The 21,800-nt window shown below is 58.5% G+C and carries 18 protein-coding genes and 1 pseudogene; 8 read left to right on the top strand and 11 right to left on the bottom strand.

Translation table 11 applies throughout. The annotated features are described in order from the left end of the window. Positions 1-68: 68 nt before the first annotated feature. Both ABEA08_RS14410 and ABEA08_RS14405 read left to right on the top strand, forming a co-directional pair. Entirely contained in the window at positions 69-623 is a 555-nt protein-coding gene (locus tag ABEA08_RS14410) for a thioredoxin family protein (RefSeq protein ID WP_345336041.1), read from the top strand. Between the two features lie 278 nt (positions 624-901). Further along, the gene (locus ABEA08_RS14405) at positions 902-1,249 is read left to right on the top strand and encodes a DUF3718 domain-containing protein (protein WP_345336040.1); all 348 of its coding nucleotides are present in this window, start codon (positions 902-904) and stop codon (positions 1,247-1,249) included. Positions 1,250-1,334: 85 nt separating this feature from the next. On the opposite strand, the gene ABEA08_RS14400 is transcribed toward ABEA08_RS14405, so the two are convergent. From ABEA08_RS14400 to rhlB, 4 genes are all read right to left on the bottom strand, one after another. Next, positions 1,335-2,669, bottom strand: coding sequence for a CoA-disulfide reductase (locus ABEA08_RS14400; protein ID WP_345336039.1), 1,335 nt, complete (start codon positions 2,667-2,669; stop codon positions 1,335-1,337). A gap of 54 nt (positions 2,670-2,723) precedes the next feature. After that, entirely contained in the window at positions 2,724-4,130 is a 1,407-nt protein-coding gene (locus tag ABEA08_RS14395; RefSeq protein WP_345336038.1) for an L-cystine transporter, read from the bottom strand. A gap of 173 nt (positions 4,131-4,303) precedes the next feature. Then, positions 4,304-5,263, bottom strand: a complete 960-nt coding sequence (locus ABEA08_RS14390; RefSeq protein ID WP_345336037.1) for a Ppx/GppA phosphatase family protein — start codon at positions 5,261-5,263, stop codon at positions 4,304-4,306. Next, entirely contained in the window at positions 5,235-6,515 is a 1,281-nt protein-coding gene (gene rhlB, locus ABEA08_RS14385) for an ATP-dependent RNA helicase RhlB (protein WP_345336035.1), read from the bottom strand. The genes ABEA08_RS14390 and rhlB overlap by 29 nt, the downstream gene beginning before the upstream one ends. A 168-nt stretch (positions 6,516-6,683) precedes the next feature. Between rhlB and trxA the strand changes: the two genes are divergently transcribed. Together trxA and rho are read left to right on the top strand one after the other, a co-directional pair. Next, the gene (gene trxA / locus ABEA08_RS14380) at positions 6,684-7,010 is read left to right on the top strand and encodes a thioredoxin TrxA (protein ID WP_345336034.1); all 327 of its coding nucleotides are present in this window, start codon (positions 6,684-6,686) and stop codon (positions 7,008-7,010) included. Positions 7,011-7,227: 217 nt separating this feature from the next. After that, positions 7,228-8,496 carry a transcription termination factor Rho gene (gene rho, locus ABEA08_RS14375; RefSeq protein WP_345336033.1) on the top strand — a complete coding sequence of 423 codons (1,269 nt, stop codon included), beginning with the start codon at positions 7,228-7,230 and terminating at the stop codon, positions 8,494-8,496. A 91-nt stretch (positions 8,497-8,587) separates the two neighbouring features. Here rho and ABEA08_RS14370 read toward each other — a convergent pair whose 3' ends face one another. Both ABEA08_RS14370 and ABEA08_RS14365 read right to left on the bottom strand, forming a co-directional pair. Continuing rightward, the gene (locus ABEA08_RS14370; RefSeq protein WP_345336032.1) at positions 8,588-9,769 is read right to left on the bottom strand and encodes a conjugal transfer protein TraF; all 1,182 of its coding nucleotides are present in this window, start codon (positions 9,767-9,769) and stop codon (positions 8,588-8,590) included. Between the two features lie 111 nt (positions 9,770-9,880). After that, positions 9,881-10,333 (bottom strand): hypothetical protein, encoded by a 453-nt coding sequence (locus ABEA08_RS14365; RefSeq protein WP_345336031.1) that lies wholly within the window; start codon positions 10,331-10,333, stop codon positions 9,881-9,883. Between the two features lie 144 nt (positions 10,334-10,477). Between ABEA08_RS14365 and ubiD the strand changes: the two genes are divergently transcribed. From ubiD to ABEA08_RS14345, 4 genes are all read left to right on the top strand, one after another. Then, on the top strand, positions 10,478-11,965 hold the full coding sequence (ubiD, locus tag ABEA08_RS14360) for a 4-hydroxy-3-polyprenylbenzoate decarboxylase (RefSeq protein WP_345336030.1): 1,488 nt from the start codon (positions 10,478-10,480) through the stop codon (positions 11,963-11,965). 11 nt (positions 11,966-11,976) lie between these two features. Next, positions 11,977-12,669 carry an NAD(P)H-flavin reductase gene (gene fre / locus ABEA08_RS14355; protein ID WP_345336029.1) on the top strand — a complete coding sequence of 231 codons (693 nt, stop codon included), beginning with the start codon at positions 11,977-11,979 and terminating at the stop codon, positions 12,667-12,669. A gap of 148 nt (positions 12,670-12,817) precedes the next feature. After that, entirely contained in the window at positions 12,818-14,521 is a 1,704-nt protein-coding gene (locus ABEA08_RS14350) for a sialate O-acetylesterase (RefSeq protein WP_345336028.1), read from the top strand. A 151-nt stretch (positions 14,522-14,672) separates the two neighbouring features. Beyond that, positions 14,673-15,302 (top strand): GNAT family N-acetyltransferase, encoded by a 630-nt coding sequence (locus tag ABEA08_RS14345; RefSeq protein WP_345336027.1) that lies wholly within the window; start codon positions 14,673-14,675, stop codon positions 15,300-15,302. Positions 15,303-15,390: 88 nt separating this feature from the next. On the opposite strand, the gene ubiA is transcribed toward ABEA08_RS14345, so the two are convergent. The 5 genes and pseudogenes from ubiA to ABEA08_RS14320 all read right to left on the bottom strand — a co-directional run bounded on the left by ubiA (position 15,391) and on the right by ABEA08_RS14320 (position 21,426). Beyond that, entirely contained in the window at positions 15,391-16,266 is an 876-nt protein-coding gene (gene ubiA, locus ABEA08_RS14340; RefSeq protein WP_345336026.1) for a 4-hydroxybenzoate octaprenyltransferase, read from the bottom strand. A gap of 65 nt (positions 16,267-16,331) precedes the next feature. Then, positions 16,332-17,957: a methyl-accepting chemotaxis protein gene (locus tag ABEA08_RS14335; protein ID WP_345336025.1), complete on the bottom strand. Its 1,626-nt coding sequence runs from the start codon at positions 17,955-17,957 to the stop codon at positions 16,332-16,334. Positions 17,958-18,119: 162 nt separating this feature from the next. Beyond that, positions 18,120-18,635: an aminoacyl-tRNA deacylase gene (locus tag ABEA08_RS14330; protein ID WP_345336024.1), complete on the bottom strand. Its 516-nt coding sequence runs from the start codon at positions 18,633-18,635 to the stop codon at positions 18,120-18,122. 58 nt (positions 18,636-18,693) lie between these two features. Beyond that, positions 18,694-20,319 (bottom strand): methyl-accepting chemotaxis protein, encoded by a 1,626-nt coding sequence (locus tag ABEA08_RS14325; protein WP_345336023.1) that lies wholly within the window; start codon positions 20,317-20,319, stop codon positions 18,694-18,696. 130 nt (positions 20,320-20,449) lie between these two features. Then, positions 20,450-21,426, bottom strand: a pseudogene (locus ABEA08_RS14320) (glutathione S-transferase family protein). Between the last annotated feature and the right edge of the window lie 374 nt (positions 21,427-21,800).

Genomic DNA, 21,800 nt, shown 5'->3' with positions numbered 1-21,800 from the left:
TCCAGGCACCTTTGTGACGAATGACCGTCATACTGAGCGAAACGACACACACCTGTAGAGGATGTTCCATGAACAAAGCGGTACTGGCTGCCCTGATCAGCCCCCTGTTACTGGTTCCTGCCCACGCCGCCGATAACGCCAGCGGTGGCTGTGGCTTCGAAGACAACGCCTCTGGCGGCTTGTTTGCGACCTGCGAAAAACAAGAGGAAAAAAAGGAAGTGATCCTGACCGGTCTTTTGAGCTTTGACGAGCTACGCCAGCAGCCTGGCTACGACGAAAACTACGCGGCTTACCAAGCCGATGCCAAGCTGATCGATGCGCTGAAGCAGATCACCACACCGACCGAGCTGGTGGTGATCGTCGGCACCTGGTGTCCAGACTGTCACCGTGAAACCCCGCGTCTGGCTAAGATCCTGGCACAGGTCAACAACCCGCACATCAGCGTGAAATACATCGGCATCGATCGCTCACGCACCGATCCGCAGGGCTTGGCCGCCGGCTACGACTTCCAGCGGATCCCAACCATCCTGGTGCATCAGGACGGTGAAGAGATCGGCCGTATCGTCGAAAGTGCCGAAGTCAGCCTGGAGCACGATCTGGTTCAGATCATCCGCTCCCACTAAGCTGCCGAGCTGAAATGAACGCGCCTCCGGGCGCTTTTTTTTGATCCGCCGGCCCAGCAGCCGCGGCAATTTATGTCAAAGTGTTTCCCGCCGTGACTGAATATGTATTGCATATCGGCGCATAAACTTTCATGCGACTGTTTTACCCCACCTTCCTGCGCAAGCCCTGCATGTTTCCCGTGCATTAGGTTACATCCGCACACAGATCGCTAACAGCATTCTGCCCGCATTGAACGAAGCTTGAGAGGCTTCTTACCTCACCCACAGGGAATGCCATTATGAAACGCGCACTGTTTGCCTCACTGTTTCTGATCTGCGGTACCGTCTCCGCCACCGAATTTGTCGCTATGAACGACACGCGGGAAACCCGCCTGTGCATGGCCGCGGCAACCGGGACACCGCTGAAGATGCACACCGCCGTCAAACACTCAGGCTATGCCATCCGCAATGTGGTCCGCGGGATCGCCTGCAACGACGAGCCGATCAATTTCTTCGCCGCCCGCTATAACAGCGATCAGCGTGTGGTCGACCGCCTGAATCGCCATGCGCGCAATCGGGCCAATGTCGAGATCATCGATCTGTCACAACGGGATCAGCCCTTGGAGATCAGCGGCGCCCGCCACTGATCGCCATAAGCGCGAACCCAGCAACAAAAACGCCGCATAACTGCGGCGTTGTTACTTCCTCTCGCGGCGATCCCGCTAAGACGGGTTACTTGGCCACATTGCCCGCGACGTTCAGCGCGTCCCAGGTTCGGGCAAAGGGTGGCGCGTAGATCAGATCCAGCATGCCCAGATCCTCGGTGGTCATGCCGCTGTGAATGGCGGCGGCGAGGGTATCCACCCGCAGCACCGCGCCCTGGCCGCCAACCAACTGGCCCCCAAGGATCACCTTGCTGTCGGCGTCGTACACCAGCTTGACCTGAATGTCGTCCTGTCCAGGCACATAGTTGGTGGTGTTCTTATCCCGGATCACCACCACCTTGTAGTTCAGACCCAGCGCCTTGGCTTCTTTCTCGCTGATCCCGGTGCGGCCCGCCTCGATATCCAACACCTTAACCGCAGCGCTGCCCAGGGTGCCGTGGAAACGCTTCTCGGCACCGGCCAGGTTCTCGCCAATCAATCGGCCCAGTTTGTTCGCCGTGGTCGCCAGCGGGATGTACACCGATTCCTGACGCACCCGGTGCCATACCGTGGCACAGTCGCCGGCGGCATAGGTGTTGGCCAGGCTGGTACGACCCTGCTCATCGATAACGATGGCGCCATTGGCCAGCATCTCGATGTCGGTGTCTTTGAGAAACCCGGTACTCGGTCGCACGCCGGTGGCCACGACGACCAGATCGGCATCGTATTCGCCTTTGTTGGTCTGCACCATGCTGACCAACTGCTCGCCGTGCAACGACTCCACCCGCTCATTCAGATGCAGTGCCACGCCGTGCTTTTCCAGTTCGGCATGCACCAGCTCGGACACCTCGCTGTCGAAAGATCCCGACAAGGCCCACTCGCCCACCTCAATCAGCCGTACCCGCTTACCCTGTTTGTGCATCGCTTCGACCATCTCCAGGCCGATGTAGCCGGCGCCGATCACCACCACATCCTGAATGTGCTCCTGCTCCACCAATGTGCGCAATGCCAAACCGTCGGCCATGGTCTTAACGAAATAGACGTTTCCCAGCTCCAGACCCGGTACCGGCGGCTTCACCACCGAGGCACCGGTGGCGATCATCAGCTTATCGTAAGCGTGCTCAAACAGGGTGTCGCTGGCGAAATCGCGCACCGTGGCGATCTGCTTGTCAGTATCGACGGACTCGACCCGGTGGCCGGTACGCAGATCGATCCCCGAGGCTTTGAACTGCTCGACGCTGCGCTCCGCCATGAACTTGGGCTCATCGAAGAAGCCGCCAACAAAATAGGGCAGACCACAGGCGCCAAAGGAGACCACGTTGCTTTGTTCAAACACGGTAATGTTCGCATCTGGTGCGCTGCGGCGGGCTTTCGCGGCGGCGCTCATACCGGCGGCTTCGGCGCCGATGATCAAAATATTCATAGGATCTTCCAATAAAAAGGGCCGCCCATGGCGACCCTTTGGGAATGAGTAAGCTTAGGATACGGATTCCATATCCAGTTCCAAGTCTTGCTTGCTATTAAACACGTCCATATCGGTCTGGCCCAGCAAGCGGCTGGTGACAAAGCCGGAGGTGATGGCGCCATTGACGTTCAATGCGGTCCGGCCCATGTCGATCAGCGGCTCGATGGAGATCAGCAAACCGATCAAGGCAATGGCCTCGTTGGGCAGTCCCAGCGCAGAGAACACGATCAGCGCGGCAAAGGTGGCCCCACCGCCGACGCCAGCGACCCCGAAGGAGCCCACCACGATCACCGCGATCAGGGTGGCAATGAAACTCAGGCTCATCACATCCAGGCCGATCATCGGCGCGACCATCACCACCAGCATGGCGGGGTAGATCCCGGCACAACCGTTCTGGCCGATCGTTGCCCCAAAGGAAGCGGCGAAGTTGGCCACCCCATCGGACACGCCCAATTGGCGGGTCTGGGTCTGAATGTTCAGCGGAATGGTCGCGGCGCTGGAGCGGCTGGTAAAGGCAAAGGTCAGTACCGGCCACACCTTCTTCAGATAGGTGATCGGATTGCCCCCCACCAAGAAGACCAGCAACAGATGCACACTGAACATCAGTGCCAGGGCCACGTAGGAGGCCGCGACAAAGTTAAACAAACTCAGGATGTCAGCAAAATTACTGGACGCCAGCACCTTGGTCATCAGCGCGAGCACACCATAAGGGGTCAGGCGCAGTACCAGGGTCACAATCCGCATCACGATGGCGTACGCGACCTGCATAAAGCTGTCGAACTTGGCGGTCAGCTCAGGTTGCTTCTTGTTGACGCCCAGGGCCGCCACACCGATAAAGGCGGAGAAGATCACCACCGAGATGATGGAGGTGTCGCGAGCACCGGTCATGTCCAGGAACGGGTTGGCCGGAATGATCTCGACCAGGGTCTTGGCGATGGAGATCCCCTCGGCCCGACCTTCATTGGCCAGCAGCGCCGCGGCACGTTCGGCCTCACGACCCCCCTGCACCAGCCCTTCCGCGGTTAAACCGAAGATCTGCGCCACAAACAAGCCGATCAGACCGGCGATCGCCACGGTGGCCAGCAGGATCCCGATGGTCAGCACGCTGATCTTCCCCAGGGACTCACCGTCCTTGAGCTTCAAGATGGCACTGATGATGGAGACCATCACCAAAGGCACAATGATCATGCGCAACAGTTGGACATAACCCCGTCCGGCGATATCGAAATACTCAATGGAGGACTGCACCACAGCGGAGCCAGAGCCATAGAGCCATTGCAGGATCGCGCCGTACGCCACCCCGAGGCCGAGTGCAATGAACACCCGACGGGTAAACTTCACATGGTCACGCTGCATCTTGTACAGCAAACCAAACAACACCAACATCACCAGGACATTGGCGATCACAAACAGATCCATAAAGCAGTCACCTTATTCGCCGAATACGGCGGCGCAAATTACGCGTTAGCGGGATTAATTATAATTGCGTTATTAACCGGATTCATTCACTCCGTTCCCTAACGACGGGCAGAATACCCAAAGGACGCACATAACGTTATTCCCAAATGGAATATGAAAGTCAGATAGAGTTGTTACGACAATGACTGCGAGCGACGAGCGCATTGATCCAGCTCGACCAAGACCCCTTCGCGCAAGGCACCACCGGCCGGATGTAGCTCAGCAATACCCAACTCCGCCATCAGGGCAGCGAGGATCGCCACGCCGGCCGCAAACGTGGGCACACGCTCCTCGACCAAGCCGTCCAGCTGCGCATGGCCGCAGCCGATCAGCTCCTGCTGGATCTCAGCCAGAAATGCCGGCGTAAGCCGGGTCAGGGCCAACCCACGGTTGTCCGCCAACTCAAACAGGCTTCGAAAGGTACCGGAGATCCCTAAGGCGGTTTGCCAATCGTGTCCCTCCATCTCAACTCGCAAAGGGTCGAGCGCACGCGCCACCGCCTGATGCGCTTGAACGAAGCCCTGCGCGGTGATGGCGCCGGCAAAGTACTCTTGGGTATAAAGCACCGCCCCTAGGGCCAGGGAATGCTTAAAACGGATGTGCTCATCGCCGATCACCAACTCGGTGCTAGCGCCGCCAATATCCAACACCAAGGCACTGCCCGCCACATCCGTGGTCGCCCGCATGCCTTGGTAGATATAGGCGGCCTCACTGTCACCGGAGATGATCTGGATGGGATAGCCCAGCAGGGGTTCGGCTTGCGCGCAAAAAGCCGCGCCATCACTGGCCTGACGCAGCGCCGCGGTGGCATAGACCGCCACATGCTTGGGCTGGTACTGGGCAAGCAATTGGCCAAACCAGCGCAAACAATCCCGTCCTGCCGCCGCCGCTTCCGGCGCCAACGGCGCATCGGGCAGCAACCCCTGAGCCAGACGAACCTTGCGTTTATGTTTGGCGATCACTTGTGGAAGCGGCTGACCCGGGCGGGCCAGCAGCATATTGAAGCTGTTTGAACCCAACGTAATGGCGGCCAACAAAGGGCCGCCACGTTGCGTTCGAGCTGAATTAACCGTTGCGGCGCGGGCGCCCGCCACGGGAGCCTCCTTGGCGATTATCACGCTGACCACCCGGGCGGCGGTTGCGTGGCGCAGTCCGTTTCGGACGGCGCAGATCGGTCAGCAGGGCCGATGCGTCGTAGTTGCTCACCGGGACGCTGTGCGAGATGTACTCTTCGATCGCTGGCAGGTTCAGGGCGTATTGCTCACAAGCAAAACTGATCGACTTGCCCGCCGCGCCCGCCCGACCGGTGCGGCCAATGCGGTGAACGTAGTCCTCGCAGTCGTCCGGCAGATCGTAGTTGAAGACATGCGTCACATCCGGGATGTGCAGACCGCGTGCCGCCACATCAGTGGCCACCAGGAAATCGATCTCACCGGATTTGAACTGCTCAAGGATCTTCACCCGCTTCTTCTGCGGTACGTCCCCGGACAGCAGACCCACCCGATGGTTATCGGCGGCCATCCAACCGTGAATGTCCTCACAGCGATGCTTGGTATTCGCAAATACGATGCCTTTGTCCGGCCATTCCTCTTCCAACAAGGTCAGCAGCAGCGCCATCTTGTCTTGGTTAGAGGGATAGAACAGCTCTTCCTCGATCCGTTCCGCGGTTTTACGCTCCGGCTCGATCTGGACATGCTCAGGCTCATTCATGTGTTCATAAGCCAACTCCTGCACCTTAAAGGACAGCGTGGCAGAGAACAGCATGTTACGACGCTGGGCAGGGGCTGGCATGCGACGGAACAGGTAGCGAATGTCCTTGATAAAGCCCATATCGAACATACGATCGGCTTCATCCAGTACCATCACCTGAATGCTATCGAGTTTGAACACACCCTGCTTGAAGTAGTCGATCAAACGACCCGTGGTGCCGATCAGGATATCGACGCCATTCTCCAGGGTCTGGCGCTGGCTGTCATAGCCCTCGCCACCGTAGGCCAAGCCCAGTTTCAGACCCGTCGCCGCGGCCAATGGCTCCGCGTCTTTACAGATCTGAATGGCCAACTCACGGGTTGGGGCCATGATCAAAGCACGAGGGCTCTTGCCATCGTGTTGTTCCGGCGCAGGACGGGATAGCAACTCATGAAAAGTCGCTACCAGGAAAGCCAGGGTTTTACCGGTACCGGTTTGCGCCTGGCCGGCGATGTCTTTTCCACCCAAGACGATCGGCAGGGTTAACGCCTGGATCGGGGTGCAGTGGTTAAAACCACTGGCTGCCAAAGCATCAACAACCGATGATGCTAAAGGAAAATCAGCGAATTTCGTTTCTGTAAGATGGGTCTTTGTCATAACGGATGCAGCATATCGGATGCGCTTGCTATTGGGAACCGATCGAGTCAAATTATCGCCACATCAGTCTGTGTTTACGCAACCTTGAAAGCGGCGGGCTGCGTGCCCATATAGGAACCCTACGCCGTCGATGACGTCGGCGCTGACTACATTGATCTGGAGTATCTGATGAGCGATAAGATTATTACCCTGTCTGATGACAGCTTTGAGACCGACGTACTAAAGGCTGATCAGCCAGTATTGGTGGATTTCTGGGCCGAGTGGTGTGGACCGTGCAAAATGATCGCCCCGGTTCTGGATGAATTGGCCACGGAATACGAAGGTAAGATCACCATCGGCAAAATGAATGTCGACCAAAACAGTGGCACCCCGGCCCAATACGGCATTCGCGGGATCCCAACCCTGCTGCTGTTCAAAAACGGCGAACTGGCTGGCTCCAAAGTGGGTGCGGCATCCAAGACACAATTGAAAGAGTTCATTGACACTCACCTGTAAGTGCTCAATTGGCGCTGGGCAGCCCGTCATGGCGGCCCAGCTTTGACCGCGATTAACCGAAACAGAAAAGCGCTGGACGCCCCCAGTCATTGGTGCTAACTTCATCATCAGTACAATTCTCGGCCTCAGATAGCCCAGATCCCCCAACTCTTTCACAGTGACAGTGAAACGTCCGCGCCCGCTAATGGTGCGCAAAATCCATCAAAAAGACCCCCCTATGAACCTTACCGAACTGAAACAGATGCCGGTCTCCGAGCTGATTGCCTTGGCCGAATCCATGAATTTGGACAATCTGGCACGTGCACGGAAACAAGACATTCTGTTTGCCATCCTGAAGGCCCACGCCAAAAGCGGCGAAGACATCTTCGGCGAAGGCGTACTCGAGATCCTTCAAGACGGCTTCGGCTTCCTGCGTAGCGCCGACTCGTCCTACCTGGCCGGTCCGGACGACATCTACGTCTCCCCGAGCCAGATCCGTCGTTTCAACCTGCGTACCGGTGACACCATTGCCGGCAAGATCCGCACACCCAAAGACGGTGAGCGCTACTTTGCCCTGCTCAAGGTCAACCAGGTCAACTACGACCGTCCGGAAAACTCCCGCAGTAAGATCCTGTTCGAAAACCTCACCCCGCTGCACGCCAACGATCGTTTGCGGATGGAGCGAGGCAATGGTTCAACGGAAGACATCACCGCGCGCGTTCTGGATCTGGCCAGCCCGATCGGTAAAGGTCAGCGTGGCTTGATCGTCGCCCCGCCGAAGGCCGGTAAGACCCTGTTGCTGCAGAACATCGCCCAGTCCATCGCCTACAACCACCCAGATTGTGAGTTGATGGTACTGCTGATCGACGAGCGTCCGGAAGAAGTGACCGAGATGCAGCGTCTGGTGAAAGGCGAAGTGGTCGCCTCCACCTTCGATGAGCCCGCCTCCCGTCACGTGCAAGTGGCCGAGATGGTGATCGAAAAGGCCAAGCGCCTGGTTGAGCACAAGAAAGATGTGGTGATCCTGCTGGACTCCATCACCCGTCTGGCCCGTGCCTACAACACCGTGATCCCAAGCTCCGGCAAGGTTCTGACCGGTGGTGTCGACGCCAACGCCCTGCACCGTCCAAAGCGCTTCTTCGGTGCGGCCCGTAACGTCGAAGAGGGCGGCAGCCTGACCATCATCGCGACCGCGCTGGTGGAAACCGGCTCCAAGATGGACGAAGTGATCTACGAAGAGTTTAAAGGCACCGGTAACATGGAGCTGCACTTGGCCCGTAAGATCGCCGAGCGTCGCGTGTTCCCGGCCATCGACTTCAACCGCTCCGGTACCCGTCGCGAAGAGCTGCTGGCCAGCAAAGATGAGCTGCAGAAGATGTGGATCCTACGTAAGATCCTCAATCCGATGCAGGAGATCGAAGCGATGGAGTTCCTCATCGACAAGTTGGCGATGACCAAGACCAATGACGAATTCTTCGATGCGATGAAACGCGCCAAATCGAAGTAAGCGTTAGCGCTAAAACAAACGCCCCGCTCATTGAGCGGGGCGTTTTGCGTTGAGCCGTTGATTCAGTGAGCCACCGAGTGTCGGCGCTCGGTTAGAAATTCAATCCCAACTGCAGACGCACACCGTATTCGTCGTCATCGCCAAATTCACCGGCCAGATCCAGGCTCACCAGACGCCCAGGGCTGATCCCCAACCCGACTGTGGCCCGATCGCCATGGTTGCTGGCCAGATCACTGCGATAGCCGCCCCGCAGTTGGAAGTGACCACCAAAGTCATACTCCAAGCCCACCTTGGCCCACTGACTTGGCAACATGAACGCTTCGAACGAGCGATCCTCCGCCAGATCCAGATCCAGCGCAGCCGTAAAGCCATTGTGCTGGTAAGCCACCGCGCCGGTGTAGCTCGGCTTGAGCTTGAGGGTTTGCTGCTCGACATTGCGCAGGCTATGACCCATCAGGTTCTGTGCCACCAGGCCGAACTGCCAGGGCCCGTAGCCCTTGTGCAGCCCCAGATCGAGATTGAACTGGGTGCTGTCGGTCATATTGTCGTCCGACGTCAGCTCATCCTTATCAAACTCAGCCACGGTGGCGCGATAGAAATAGCTGTCGAGTCGCTGCCATTTAGGCGCGATCCCAAGCGCAAACTCGCCGATCCCGCGCGCATTAAATAAGCGGGCAAAGCCCAGCTTCAACTCCGACACCACGACGGCATTGGCGTCGGCATAGGAGAGAATGTCCTCCTGATCGAACTGGCCGGTCTGCAGCGCCTGCTCCAGCACCGTCCGATCGCTCTCATCGAAATGGAAACGGCCATCGACCCTCGCCTGCGCCCCCAAGGTCAAGCTGAAACCCAAGGATTGGCTCGGCACATAGAAGCCCAGCGCCGGCTCAGCGCTGCCAGTCGGGTTGGCCTGATCCAGCGCCTCCAGTTGATTGATGGCCAACTCGGCCAGACGCTGCGCCTCCGGCAGATCGTTCGGATCCTGCCGGTCGATCACCGCCTCGAACGCGTCCAGGGTGTCTTGGATCTGATCCACGTCGTCGATGGTATTGTCCACATCGCGGATCACCGCCCCCACGCCCAAACGCATGGCAAAGCGCTGTTGCTCGGTCGCGCGGGTCAGCAGCGCCGGATTCAGATCGGCCGAGGTAAAATTGCCCGAGGCGATCCCCACGCCCCCCATGGCACCACTACGGGCATCCACCAATGCGGACGCCAACGCGACGCCCGGCAGTAACGACAGGGCGGTTAAGCCCAATACAACAGGTTTCATACTCCACTTCCTTGTAACAAAGGCAAAAAAAGACAGATACAATTGCGATCCTACGCTAAGGCGACCAGTGCCCACTAGGGCTTAAACGTCTGCCGTCCTGCCTATTTCACCTCAGTTTGACTCAGGACAATCCTCCGCCTGATAGCGCTTCTGCTGCCAGTCAAAGCGGTAACACACCCCCTGCCACAGATAGCGCGTGCCCGCATCGGTTTGCACGATCCGCGCATTGGCGGGCAAGGCCGCGCGGCTGCCGCGCGCTGTCGTGTCGTGCTGCACGGTGCGCTGCCGCTCGGGGATCACCGTCACCGGCGCCGGGCGCGTCACCGCCCGCCGCGTCCGCTCCCGCCGGCGCAGATCCTGACGATAGTGCTGAAACCAGGGATCATACCGATAGCGGTTATCGCGCCGATCCCATCGATAGCGAGCGCCATGGTGCCTGCCCCAACCGAGCCCATAACTCGGTCCATACCAACCGCTGCCAAGATGCACCTGCACCTCCGCCGCGTGGCCCATTGGCCCACAGGCCAGCCACATCGCGCCGATCACTGCCCACCTCTTACCCATACGCCCTCCCGGTCTTTGTGACCTTACCGTTAGCCTAATTCATCACCATCCGACGCTCCAGTCACAGGGACAAGCCTCAATGCCGTCGTTATAATGGGCGCCATATTGAGACGGACATCACACCACGCCAGAGAAAACCAACCTATGAAGTTCAGGGATCTACGCGAATTCATCACTCATCTCGAAAACGCCGGCGAGTTGAAGCGGATCACGGCTGAAGTGGATCCCCACTTGGAGATGACCGAGATCTGCGATCGGGTATTGCGCGCCGGCGGCCCGGCCCTGCTGTTTGAAAACGCCAAAGATCATCAAACCCCGGTGCTGGCCAACCTGTTCGGCACCCCCAAGCGAGTAGCCATGGCACTGGGCAAGGACGATCCCAAGGCTTTGCGCCAGGTCGGGGAGCTGCTGGCGTTCCTCAAGGAGCCAGAGCCGCCGTCCGGCTTTAAGGACGCCATTGCCAAGGTGCCCATGTTCAAGCAAGCGCTGAACATGCCGGCCAAGCTGGTGAAGAAAGCGCCCTGTCAGGAGATCGTGCTGAAGGGCGATGCGGTCGATCTCACCGCGTTGCCGATCCAGCATTGCTGGCCTGGGGATGTCGCGCCACTGGTCACCTGGGGCCTGACCATCACCAAAGGGCCCAATCAAAAGCGGCAGAATCTGGGGATCTACCGCCAGCAACTGCTGAGCAAGAACCAGTTGATCATGCGCTGGCTGGCCCACCGCGGTGGCGCGCTGGACTATCAGGAGTTTCAGCGTCAGAACCCGGGCGAGCGCTACCCGGTCTCGGTGGCCCTAGGCGCCGATCCGGTCACCATCCTCGGTGCCGTGACCCCGGTACCGGACAGCATGAGCGAATACGCCTTCGCCGGCCTGCTGCGCGGTGAGCGCACCGAAGTGGTCAAATCGATCAGCAACGAACTGCAGGTGCCTGCCACCTGTGAGATGGTACTGGAGGGCTATCTGGAGCCCGGCCTAGAGGCGGAAGAGGGCCCCTATGGCGATCACACCGGCTATTACAATGAAGTGGAAACCTTCCCGGTCTTTACCGTCACCCATATGACCCTACGCCGTGATGCCATCTACCACAGCACCTACACCGGCCGGCCGCCGGATGAACCCGCCATGCTCGGGGTGGCGCTGAACGAAGTGTTCGTGCCGATCCTGAAAAAACAGTACCCGGAGATCGAGGACTTCTACCTACCACCGGAAGGGTGCTCCTACCGGATGGCGGTGATCACCATCAAGAAGCAGTACCCGGGTCACGCTAAACGGGTGATGATGGGGGCCTGGAGCTTCCTACGCCAGTTTATGTACACCAAGTTCATCATCGTCTGCGACGACGATGTGAACGCCCGCGACTGGAACGACGTGATGTGGGCCATCACCACCCGGATGGATCCCGCCCGGGACACGATCATGGTGGAGAACACCCCCATCGACTACCTCGATTTCGCCTCGCCGGTGGCGGGACTGGGCTCCAAGATGGGCATGGACGCCACCAATAAGTGGCCCGGCGAAACCGATCGGGAATGGGGCGAGCCCATCGTCATGGACGAGGCGATCAAAAACCAGGTCGATGCCCGCTGGGCCGAATTTGGCCTGCCCGCCACAGGATCAGAGAACGGATAGCAGAGCCAACCATGAGTCGAATACCTTGTCACCTGGTGGACATCACGCCACTGTGCGATACCGTCTTTCGGATCCGCCTAAAACCCGCTACGCCGCTTGCCTTTGAGGCGGGCCAATATCTGCTCATCGTCATGGACGAGGCGGACAAACGCCCCTTTTCCATCGCCTCCAAGCCCGGCGACGCGCACATCGAATTGCACATTGGCGCCGCCGTGGCGGAAAGCTACGCCACGCAAGTGTTGGAGCGCCTCAAAGCCGATGACAGCATAGAGATCGAAGCGCCGTTTGGTGCCGCTCAGCTACGCAATGACACCGAGCGGCCGCGGATCCTGATCGCCGGTGGCACCGGTTTCTCCTACATCCATAGTCTAGTAGAGACCCTGATCGCCCTAGGCGATCAACAAACCACCTTTATCTACTGGGGCTGCAGAGACAACGCCAGCATGTATCTGCGCCAGCGCGCCGAGCATTGGCTGACGCAGCATCCGGCACTGCGCTTTGTGCCGGTGTTCGATACCCCCATCGAGGGGGAGCGGCAAGGCACGGTGCTCGACGCCGTCTGCGACGACTTCGTCAGCTTGCACGACTACGACGTCTATATCGCCGGTCGGTTTGAGATGGCGGGTACCGCGCGTGAGCGCTTCCGCACGCTCGGCATCGATGAAGCCCACCTGTTTGGTGACGCTTACGCCTATATGAAATAGCGCACTCTGCGCCGATCTCGGCACCGTTAACGGTGCCGTTTTTTTGCCGATTGACCGAATAAAACCCAAGCCAGGCCACAACAACAGCGCTGCGGAGGTCGTATATTCAACGACGGAATATAACCCACTGTCAGTTGGTACCGCGACAATGCAAACACTCTTAGCCAAGCACTGTCTGTTGGCGCTGCTTGCCAGCAGCGCCCTGCTCCACGCCCATGCCGAGATCCGGCTGCCCGCCCTGTTCGGCGATAACATGATCCTGCAGCAAGACACCCAAAACGCCATCTGGGGCTTTGCCGATCCCGGCGAGCAGGTTCAGGTGCACGCCAGTTGGGGGGCCAGCGCCCAAACTCAGGCCGATCAAGCCGGCAATTGGAAACTCATGCTGGCAACACCCGCCCATCAACCCGGCGCGCCGCACAGCCACTCCCTCACCATTGCAGGTGACAATACCCTCACCTTCAATAACGTGGCGCTCGGCGAGGTCTGGCTGGCGGCGGGCCAGTCCAACATGGGTTGGGCCATGCAAAATACCTTTAGCGCCGAGGCCACGTTGGCCCAAGCCGATAACCCGGATCTGCGGATCTACCGCTCGCAGCGACAACACTGGCATGAGCCCCTACTCGACAACGCCAGCGGGCAGTGGCAGACGGCCACACCGGCGACGGTCGCGCAGACGTCGGCCGTGGCCTACCATTTCGCCGCAACGCTGCAGCGGACGCTGAAGGTGCCGGTCGGGATCATCGTGCAGGCGTACGCCGGTACCCCCATTGAAGGCTGGATCCCCAAAACCCTGCAGCAGGATGATCCGGCCGTCACGGCGCTGATCGCCGATATGGATAGACGTTCGAGACGCTTCGATCGAACCCAAGCCCTGGAGACTTACCAACAACAGCTCACGCAATACCGCGCCGAGCTGGCCTTGGCAAGCACAGCACCGCGACGCCAGCGTGAACCGAAACCGCCGATCATCACCAAACCCGCCAATCTGGGCCATCAGATGCCAGGCCATATCTACAACGCCATGATCCACCCGATCCGCCCTTATGGGATCAAAGGGATGATCTGGTATCAGGGTGAGCGCAACTCGAAAAATGTCGCCCAGGCGCTGAACTACCGCCGGCAATTGGCCCAGCTGGTCGGTTACTATCGCCAGTCCTGGCACGAAATGAGCGACGGCAATGTGGCCGCAGATCTCCCCGTGTACTTCACCCAATTACCCAGCTGGAATCCGCCGCAAACCTTACCCGTTGAAGGCGTTGAGGCCCCTTGGGCGGTCAATCGCGAAATGATGCGCCTGGCCAGTGAAGAGCTGCCCAATACCGGTCTGGCCGTCGCCATCGATACCGGTGACGCGGTCGAGCTCCACCCCAAAAACAAACGCCCCATCGGCCTGCGACATGCCGCCTTGGCGCTCAGCCGAGTTTACGGTTTCGACACTATGGATACCGGGCCACGACTGACCGGCACGCAAGTGGCGGGCGATCGACTGGTGCTAAGCTTTGAGGCTGTGGGCCAGGGCTTGATGGCCGCCAAGGATGCGCCGCTGGACAGCTTTGCCATTGCCGGCGACGATCAGCAATGGCACTGGGCCGAGGCCGAGATCCTGGGCGATAAGATCCGGCTCTCCTCGCCCGCAGTGCCCCGCCCGGTTGCCGCTCGCTATGCCTGGGCGATGAACCCCTCGCAGCGCAATCTGCTTTATAACCACGAAGGCTTTCCTGCCTCGCCGTTCCGCACCGATGACTGGCCACTGTTTGATCCGGACAAGCCTTTGGTTCAGGTCCATAAACCCACCAAACCCGACGGCTACCGGGCTCAAGATTGGCCGCGGCCAACCATGCAACCCTAGGCCGCTCCGAGCCGGCTTGGGCGTTCCGAACGCACGCTCAAGCCGGGCTCGCACCTTCCCCCCAGGGTTTGAGCTCGGCAGACATGCCTTGTTGTTTATTTCACCGGTGATTCTTTGTCCACAGTCACAGTATTTCACCGGTCAAACCGGCATGATCCGCCGCGAATTTTCCCTACTGGCGGACATCATGACACTGACCCATCTTCTGAAAGGCGAAAGCATCGCGCTGAGCCCAACCCACAGCCTAAACCTGCTGAGTCCGGATGACATGCCGGCGATCTGTCAGATGCTGGCCGATGATCGGGTCAATCAGTATCTGTTCTTCGCCCCTGCGCCCGAGCAGATCTACTACGACTACTTCACCCCGCAGTTTGCAGCGATGGCCGCCAGCATCGCCGCCGGCCAGCAACCCAACCAGCTGCTGTTGGCGATCCGGGATCCACAGGGGCAATTTGCCGGCATGGTCGCCATTGTCGCCACCGCAGAGCAGCCCAATACTTACGACATTGGCTACCAACTGCCCCACCGCAGCTGGGGGCAAGGACTGGCGAGTCGAGCATGTCGCCTGCTGACTCAGCTGGCCTTCGAGCAGATGGGAGCCAACAAGCTCCAGGCCGATACCTTCGACAACAATCAGGCCAGTAAGCGGGTGTTGGAGAAGAGTGGCTTTGGCCGCACCCATAAGGTGTATGGTCACTTTGCGGAGGGGACGATCGATCAATGCTGGTTTGGCCAAACCCGTGAGCAATACCAACGCTCTGTGGCCGTTGCCAATACGTGATCGACGCTCGATCGAACAAGCCGGATCGCCCCGGCTTGTTCATGCTTGCTCGGTTCCTCGCTTGCTAGCTTCCTAGCTTCCTAGCTTCCTAGCTTCCTAGCACGGCATAATCCAGCACGATGGCCGTAAACAGCAGCGCGCCCGCCCAGTTATTGTTCATAAAAGCCTGGAAGCAGGCTTCGCGCTGGCGTGCGCGGATCAGGCGTTGCTGATAGACAAACAGGCCCGCCATGCCAACCAGCCCCAGGCCATAGATCACGCCCAGAGAGAGCCGAAGTCCGATCCCAGTCAGCAGCAATAGCGTCAGGAACTGAAACAGCCCGATCCAATGCCGATCCCAGCGACCAAACCAGATCGCGCTGGAGCGGATCCCGACCTTGAGATCATCCTCGCGATCCACCATGCCATACATGGTGTCGTACGCCACGGTCCAGCACCAATTGGCGGCAAACAGATACCAGACTAGGGTGGGCACACTGCCGGTCTGCGCGGCGAACGCCATGGGAATGGACCAGCTCCAGACGATGCCGAGGAACATCTGCGGCGCAGGCAGGAAGCGCTTGGTAAAGGGGTAGATCACCGTCAATACGATGCCAACGTAGGCCAGTTTCACCGTCATGGCGTTGAGCTGAAGCACCAGGGCGTAGCAAACCAGGCCCACCAGTGCGAACAGCATGAGCGCCTCTTTACTGCTGATCTCGCCGCTGGCCAGCGGCCGATGTCGAGTGCGTTGCACATGCCGGTCGAGATGGCGGTCGGCGTAATCATTGATGATGCAGCCATTGGCCCGCATCAGCCAAACCCCCACAAAGAACACCACAGCCACAAACGGATCCGGCACACCGCCGGCCGCCAACCACAAGCCCGACATCGCTGGCCACAACAGCAATAAGGTACCAATCGGCCGATCTAATCTCGCCAGGCGCCAATAGGCATCCAACCGACTCTGCATTACAGCGAGCATATTCCCTGCCTCGTTCCTGAGATATGTCGCCATTATGCGGTATCGGATGACACGAGTCAGCTTGATTAGAGCCTGAACTTGGTCAGCTTTTGCTCCAACTCCCCGGCATTGGCTAGCAACGCATGACTGGACTGAGCTAACTGATCAGCATAGCGACTGACATTGATACCGGCCTCACTCGCGTTGTGCAGATTTTGATTGATCTGCTCGGCAACCACGCTTTGCTGCTCCGCCGCGGTTGCGATCTGTGCACTGCGCTCATTCGCCTGACGGATCAGTCCGATCATCTCATGCAGCGCTTCCGCCATGGCGTGCGTGTCCGAAACCCCTTGCTCGGCCAGACCCACACTGGCCGCCATTGCAGCAACGGACTGGCCGGCATCACTCTGCAGACGATCAACGGTCTGCTTCACCTCGGAGGTGGAGTGCTGGGTTCGGCTTGCGAGCTGACGCACCTCATCGGCAACCACCGCAAAGCCACGCCCCTGCTCACCGGCGCGCGCAGCTTCAATCGCCGCATTTAGGGCCAACAAGTTGGTCTGATCGGAGATCCCATCGATCACTTCGGTCACCTCATTAATCGCCGTCACCCCATGCTGCAGTGCCGCGATCTGCTCAGAGTTGGTGCGGACCCGCTGGGTCAACTCGGTGATCTGCTGCTCCGTCTTCATCATCAAATGCTCTCCTTGCACGCTGTGCTGGGTCACTGCATCCGTGTGCATCGCCGTCTCCTCGGCATTTTTAGCCACATCAGAGACCGTCACACTCATCTCATTCATGGCAGTGGAGACCTGCTCTAGCTGACTTTGTTGATGATTGACCTGCTCCTGACTGGCCTGGCACGCTTGGGCGATCCCTTGAGCCTGTTCGCGGTTGCCATAGACAGCGCCCTGCACTTGCTCAAGTAAGGAGCTGAGATTTTGTTGCGCCTTACCCAATGCCTGAGCCAGGTGCCCCAGCTCATCCCCGCGCAACCTGAGGTGCGGGTGCATAGGACGCAGATCGCCATCCGCCAATCGATCACACACCTCCTCCAACTCGGCAATGGGCGTCGCGATATCTTTACGAATGAAATGGCTGATCAACTGGGTCACCAGAGTGGCAATAATAGAAACCCAGACCAGATTGATGATGACGGCTAATACCAAGGCGGTACGATCCACCGCATCAACACCAGTGCCGATCACCCAACCCCAATTCTCGACGTGTTGCACGTAAGCATGCTTCTCTTGCGCCGCCCGGCCAGGCAGCATAACTTGATAGTCGAGAAACCCCTGCCCTTGCTGCGCACTGATATCCAACATTTGCTGCCAATGGTAATGACCTTGGCCGTCAGTCACCCGACGCATATCTTGGCCCAACTGCTCTGGACGGATCGGATGCACTAACAGGGTGCCTTGCTGATCCACGACCCAAAAATAGTTATCACCATCGTACCGCAGGCCACTGAGGGTCTCCTGCGCCATCGCCTGAGCTTGCTCCCGCCCAAGCTCCCCTTCGCGGTCTTGATACTGCGCCACGAGAGAGTGCGCCAGATGCACAGCACTGGCGATCTCTTTATCCAGTTCCGATGACTTGTCCTTGGTCGTATACCAGGCGGCATATGACAACAGTGACAGCGTGGCGATCACCGACAGCAAGAGCAGAAGATTCAGCTTGCGGCTCAATGAGAGACGAGAAAGTGTAACCATGACGAGAGAGATCCTTCGCATTTCTTGTTAAAGGATCCACAACTTACCCTCTCAACCTACTTTTAACGTTGAGATAGATCAGCGCTTTTGAATACTCTCGTTCGGGCTTAACGCATTGAAAAGGCTGGCGACTAAATACGCCAGCCACTCTAAACAATCAAGTTACTGCCAGTCCCAACCCCGTTTGGGCTGGCCGTAATCGGCGCTACGATCGATGCTGAACCGACCATGAGCATGGTTGGCTATGACGGTCAGAAAGGCGGGATGACTGAGCCGGATCAGATGTTCATGATCCCCCGCCTCCATATAGATCTCCTGCTCCTCACCGAGCTGATCGTCGTACACGGCTTGCACATGGTAGGGATCCCCCACTGCGGGCAAGGCGCCAAGTTCACAATCGTCGAATGCGCCCTTGAGACGGGATTCTGGCACCAGATGCAACTCCAGTCCCAACTGTTCGGCCAGCTTGCGGACGATCAGCCGGTTGCCCGCGGGCAAAACCGCCATGATCCGCCGGCCTTCATGATCCTCCAATATCACCGCCTTGGCGGTCTGTCGTACCGGCACCCCCGCGCTGAGCGCCGACTGCGTTGCCGACTGACTGTGGGCATGAGCCACCAGGGAATAGGGGATCCCCAGACTGTTGAGGTAATCACTGACACGAATGGCGACACCCATAAGCACCTCCGAGCCCAGACCGGGCCATCAACCTAAACACCCCTTAAGTCTAGTCTGCCTAGACTCTAAAACCGGCCAATTGCTGATCTAAACCACTCGACTCCTCCGCCATGGCCTGACTTGCACTGGCCAGTTCAGAAGCCAGTCGAACGACTTCACGCCCGGCTTCATTGATTGAGTAGAGGTTTTCGTTGATCTGCACCGCAACCACGCTTTGCTCCTCAGCCGCCGTTGCGATCTGCGATGCCCGTTCACTGGCAAGATCCACCCTTTCGCCGATCTGAGCCAACATTTGGCTTACCGACTGAGTATCCTCAACGCCCTTCACCGCCAACTCCCGACTCTGCTGCATCGCTGCCACTGACTCACCGGCATCCCCCTGCAGTCGTTCAACCGTGCACTTGACCTGGGAGGTAGACTGCTGGGTTCGGCTCGCCAACTGACGCACCTCATCCGCCACCACGGCAAATCCGCGGCCCTGCTCACCAGCGCGAGCCGCCTCGATGGCGGCATTGAGCGCAAGCAGATTGGTTTGATCGGAGATCCCATCGATGACCGCGGTCACATCGTTGATCGCCATCACTCCGGCTTGCAAAGCCTCGATCTGACCCGCACTGGATTGGATCACCTCAGCCAACTGTTCGATCCTCTGCTGCTCCTGCTGCATGATCGCCTGTCCCTGCTGACTCGAACCGTTGAGCTCACGAGCCCCCAGTGCGCTGTCTTCGGCATGCTTAGCCACTTGCGCGACCGTTTGGCTCATCTGTTCCATGGCCGAAGCCACCTGAGTCAACTGATCTTGCTGAGTCGCAACCTGCTGTTGACTCGCGCGGCTATGGCTAAGCAATAAATCAGCCTGTTGACGGCTCTGACCTACCGCCAGCTGGACCCGCTTAACTAAGGTCGCCAAGTCATCTTGTGCCTTGCCCAATGCACGCGACAGCATACCCAATTCATCCCGGCGCTCGTCCAACGCCGAGGCTTCATGACGCAGATCCCCTTGCGCCAAACGTTGACAAAAGCGCTCTAACTGATGCACGGGCTCAACGATGTCCCGCCGAATGGCCCAGCCAACCCACAGTGGTAACAGGATGCCCAAGATCCCAACCAGTGCTAATTCCTTCACCGCTTGCCAGATCACAGCGTCGATCTCCACCGTATCGATCCCGGCACCGATCACCCAGCCCCAAGGCTCGACCTGCTGAACATATGAGTGCTTCTCCAAAACCGGCTGTCCCGGCAACTGCAGATGGTAGATCACTTGACCTGCCCCCTGACGCCGAACAACGTCCAGCATCGACTGCCAATGAAAATGCCCCACACCGTCGGTCACCCGCCGCATGTCCTGCCCTAGACTGTCCGGCCGATGTGGATGAACCAACAGACTACCTTGGCGATCCAGTACCCAAAAATAGTTATCGCCGTCAAATCGCTGTGCAGTGATGGCCGCCTTTGCCGCCGCCTGCGCCTCCTCACGCCCCAGCTGCGGTTCCAAAACCAGGTATTCAGCCAGCAAACCCGCCGCGATCTCGACCTGCCCCTGCAAGCGCGCATCGGTATCGCTCACAGTCCGTTGTATTGATGAATAGGTGCCATATCCAAAGAACAGCAACAGCAGAGCGACAAACAACACCTGAAACAGGCTGAGCTTGCGACCAATCGAAAGGTGAGAAAGTGATGACATGGAAAGCCGGCCTCTTTTTATATTGTTTTACGTTTGCCGTTGACTCAGTTAGATCCGCCCGACAACAAGGTGGAGCTTATACTCTATAAAGTGACCGTTAAGTTTAAAGTACAAATCACCGACTAAGCAGCTAGATCCCTCCACGATCATGGGGTTCATTCAGATCCAGTTCCGGCCCTAATGGCACGATGCGGGTCGGGTTGATCATGTCATGGCTGTAGTAATAGTGACGTTTGATGTGGTCGAAGTTAACGGTGTCCGCCACGCCCGGCCATTGATACAGCTCACGGACATAACCCGACAGGTTGGGGTAGCTGGCCAGCAACTGTCGATTGCATTTGAAATGGCCGTAATAGACCGCATCAAAGCGGATCAAGGTGGTAAACAGGCGCCAGTCTGCCTCCGTCAGCCGCGCGCCGAGCAGATAGCGTTGGCTCGCCAATCGCAGCTCAACGCGATCGAGCGCAGCAAACAAGCGTCGGAAAGCCGTTTCATACGCCACCTGCGTGGTAGCAAAACCCGTGCGATAGACGCCGTTGTTGATATCCTGATAGATCCACTGATTGATCTCGTCGATCGCCTCTCGCAAGACTTCGGGCCAATAATCGTCGGTATTGCCGGTCAGAGAGTCAAACGCGCTGTTGAACATGCGGATGATCTCGCTCGACTCGTTGTTGACGATGCGGCCGGTGTGCGTATCCCACAGCACAGGCACCGTCACCCGCCCACTGTGATCGGCTTGATTGGCCGTGTAGATCTGATGCAGAAATTGACGCTCATGCAACGCATCGCCCGTCGATCCCGCCGCCCGCTCAAAGCTCCAGCCCTGCGCTAACATATCCGGGCTGACCACAGAGACGCCGATGTACGCTTCCAGCCCTTTGAGCGCACGGAAGATAAGCACTCGATGCGCCCAGGGACAGGCCAAAGACACATACAGGTGGTAGCGCCCCTTTTCCGCCTTAAAGCCCCCTCGCCCGATGGCCCCGGACGACCATCTTGGGTGACCCAATGCCGCAACTGAGCCTGCTCACGCACAAACTCCCCTTGATGACGCTCGGTGTCATACCAAACGTCGTGCCACACCCCATTCACTAATTGTCCCATCACGCCCTCCAATCTGTCCGCCTTTCTCGATGCTAAGGCGGGATCTCGCCACCCCAAGCGCCCAGCGTGGCCATGATTTAACCGATAGAATCGAACTCGTCACTGCCACCAGACAGTGCCACCCGCACACGGTAGAGGGCGCTGGAGCGACAAGAGTGCCGCAAGCCGCGCGCTTTATCACTGACTCAGTTTGCTGTCCAATGACAGGCTGCCGGCACCGTGCAGGGTCAGCAGCAAAAAGCCGCCGGCTAAATAACTGTTCCGAAATGTAGATCACTGAGTTCTCAGATTTGGAGGGAACTCGGCTTCCAAAGTGCGATCTGATCAATCGCCAAACCAACCAGGCCGACAAGGAAGCCGAGCCCAATGATGCT

This window comes from Ferrimonas pelagia (assembly GCF_039543565.1).
In the GTDB taxonomy this organism is placed as follows: domain Bacteria; phylum Pseudomonadota; class Gammaproteobacteria; order Enterobacterales; family Shewanellaceae; genus Ferrimonas; species Ferrimonas pelagia.
The sequence above is the reverse complement of the archived record's forward strand: the minus strand, read 5'-3'. Positions and strand labels throughout refer to the sequence as shown.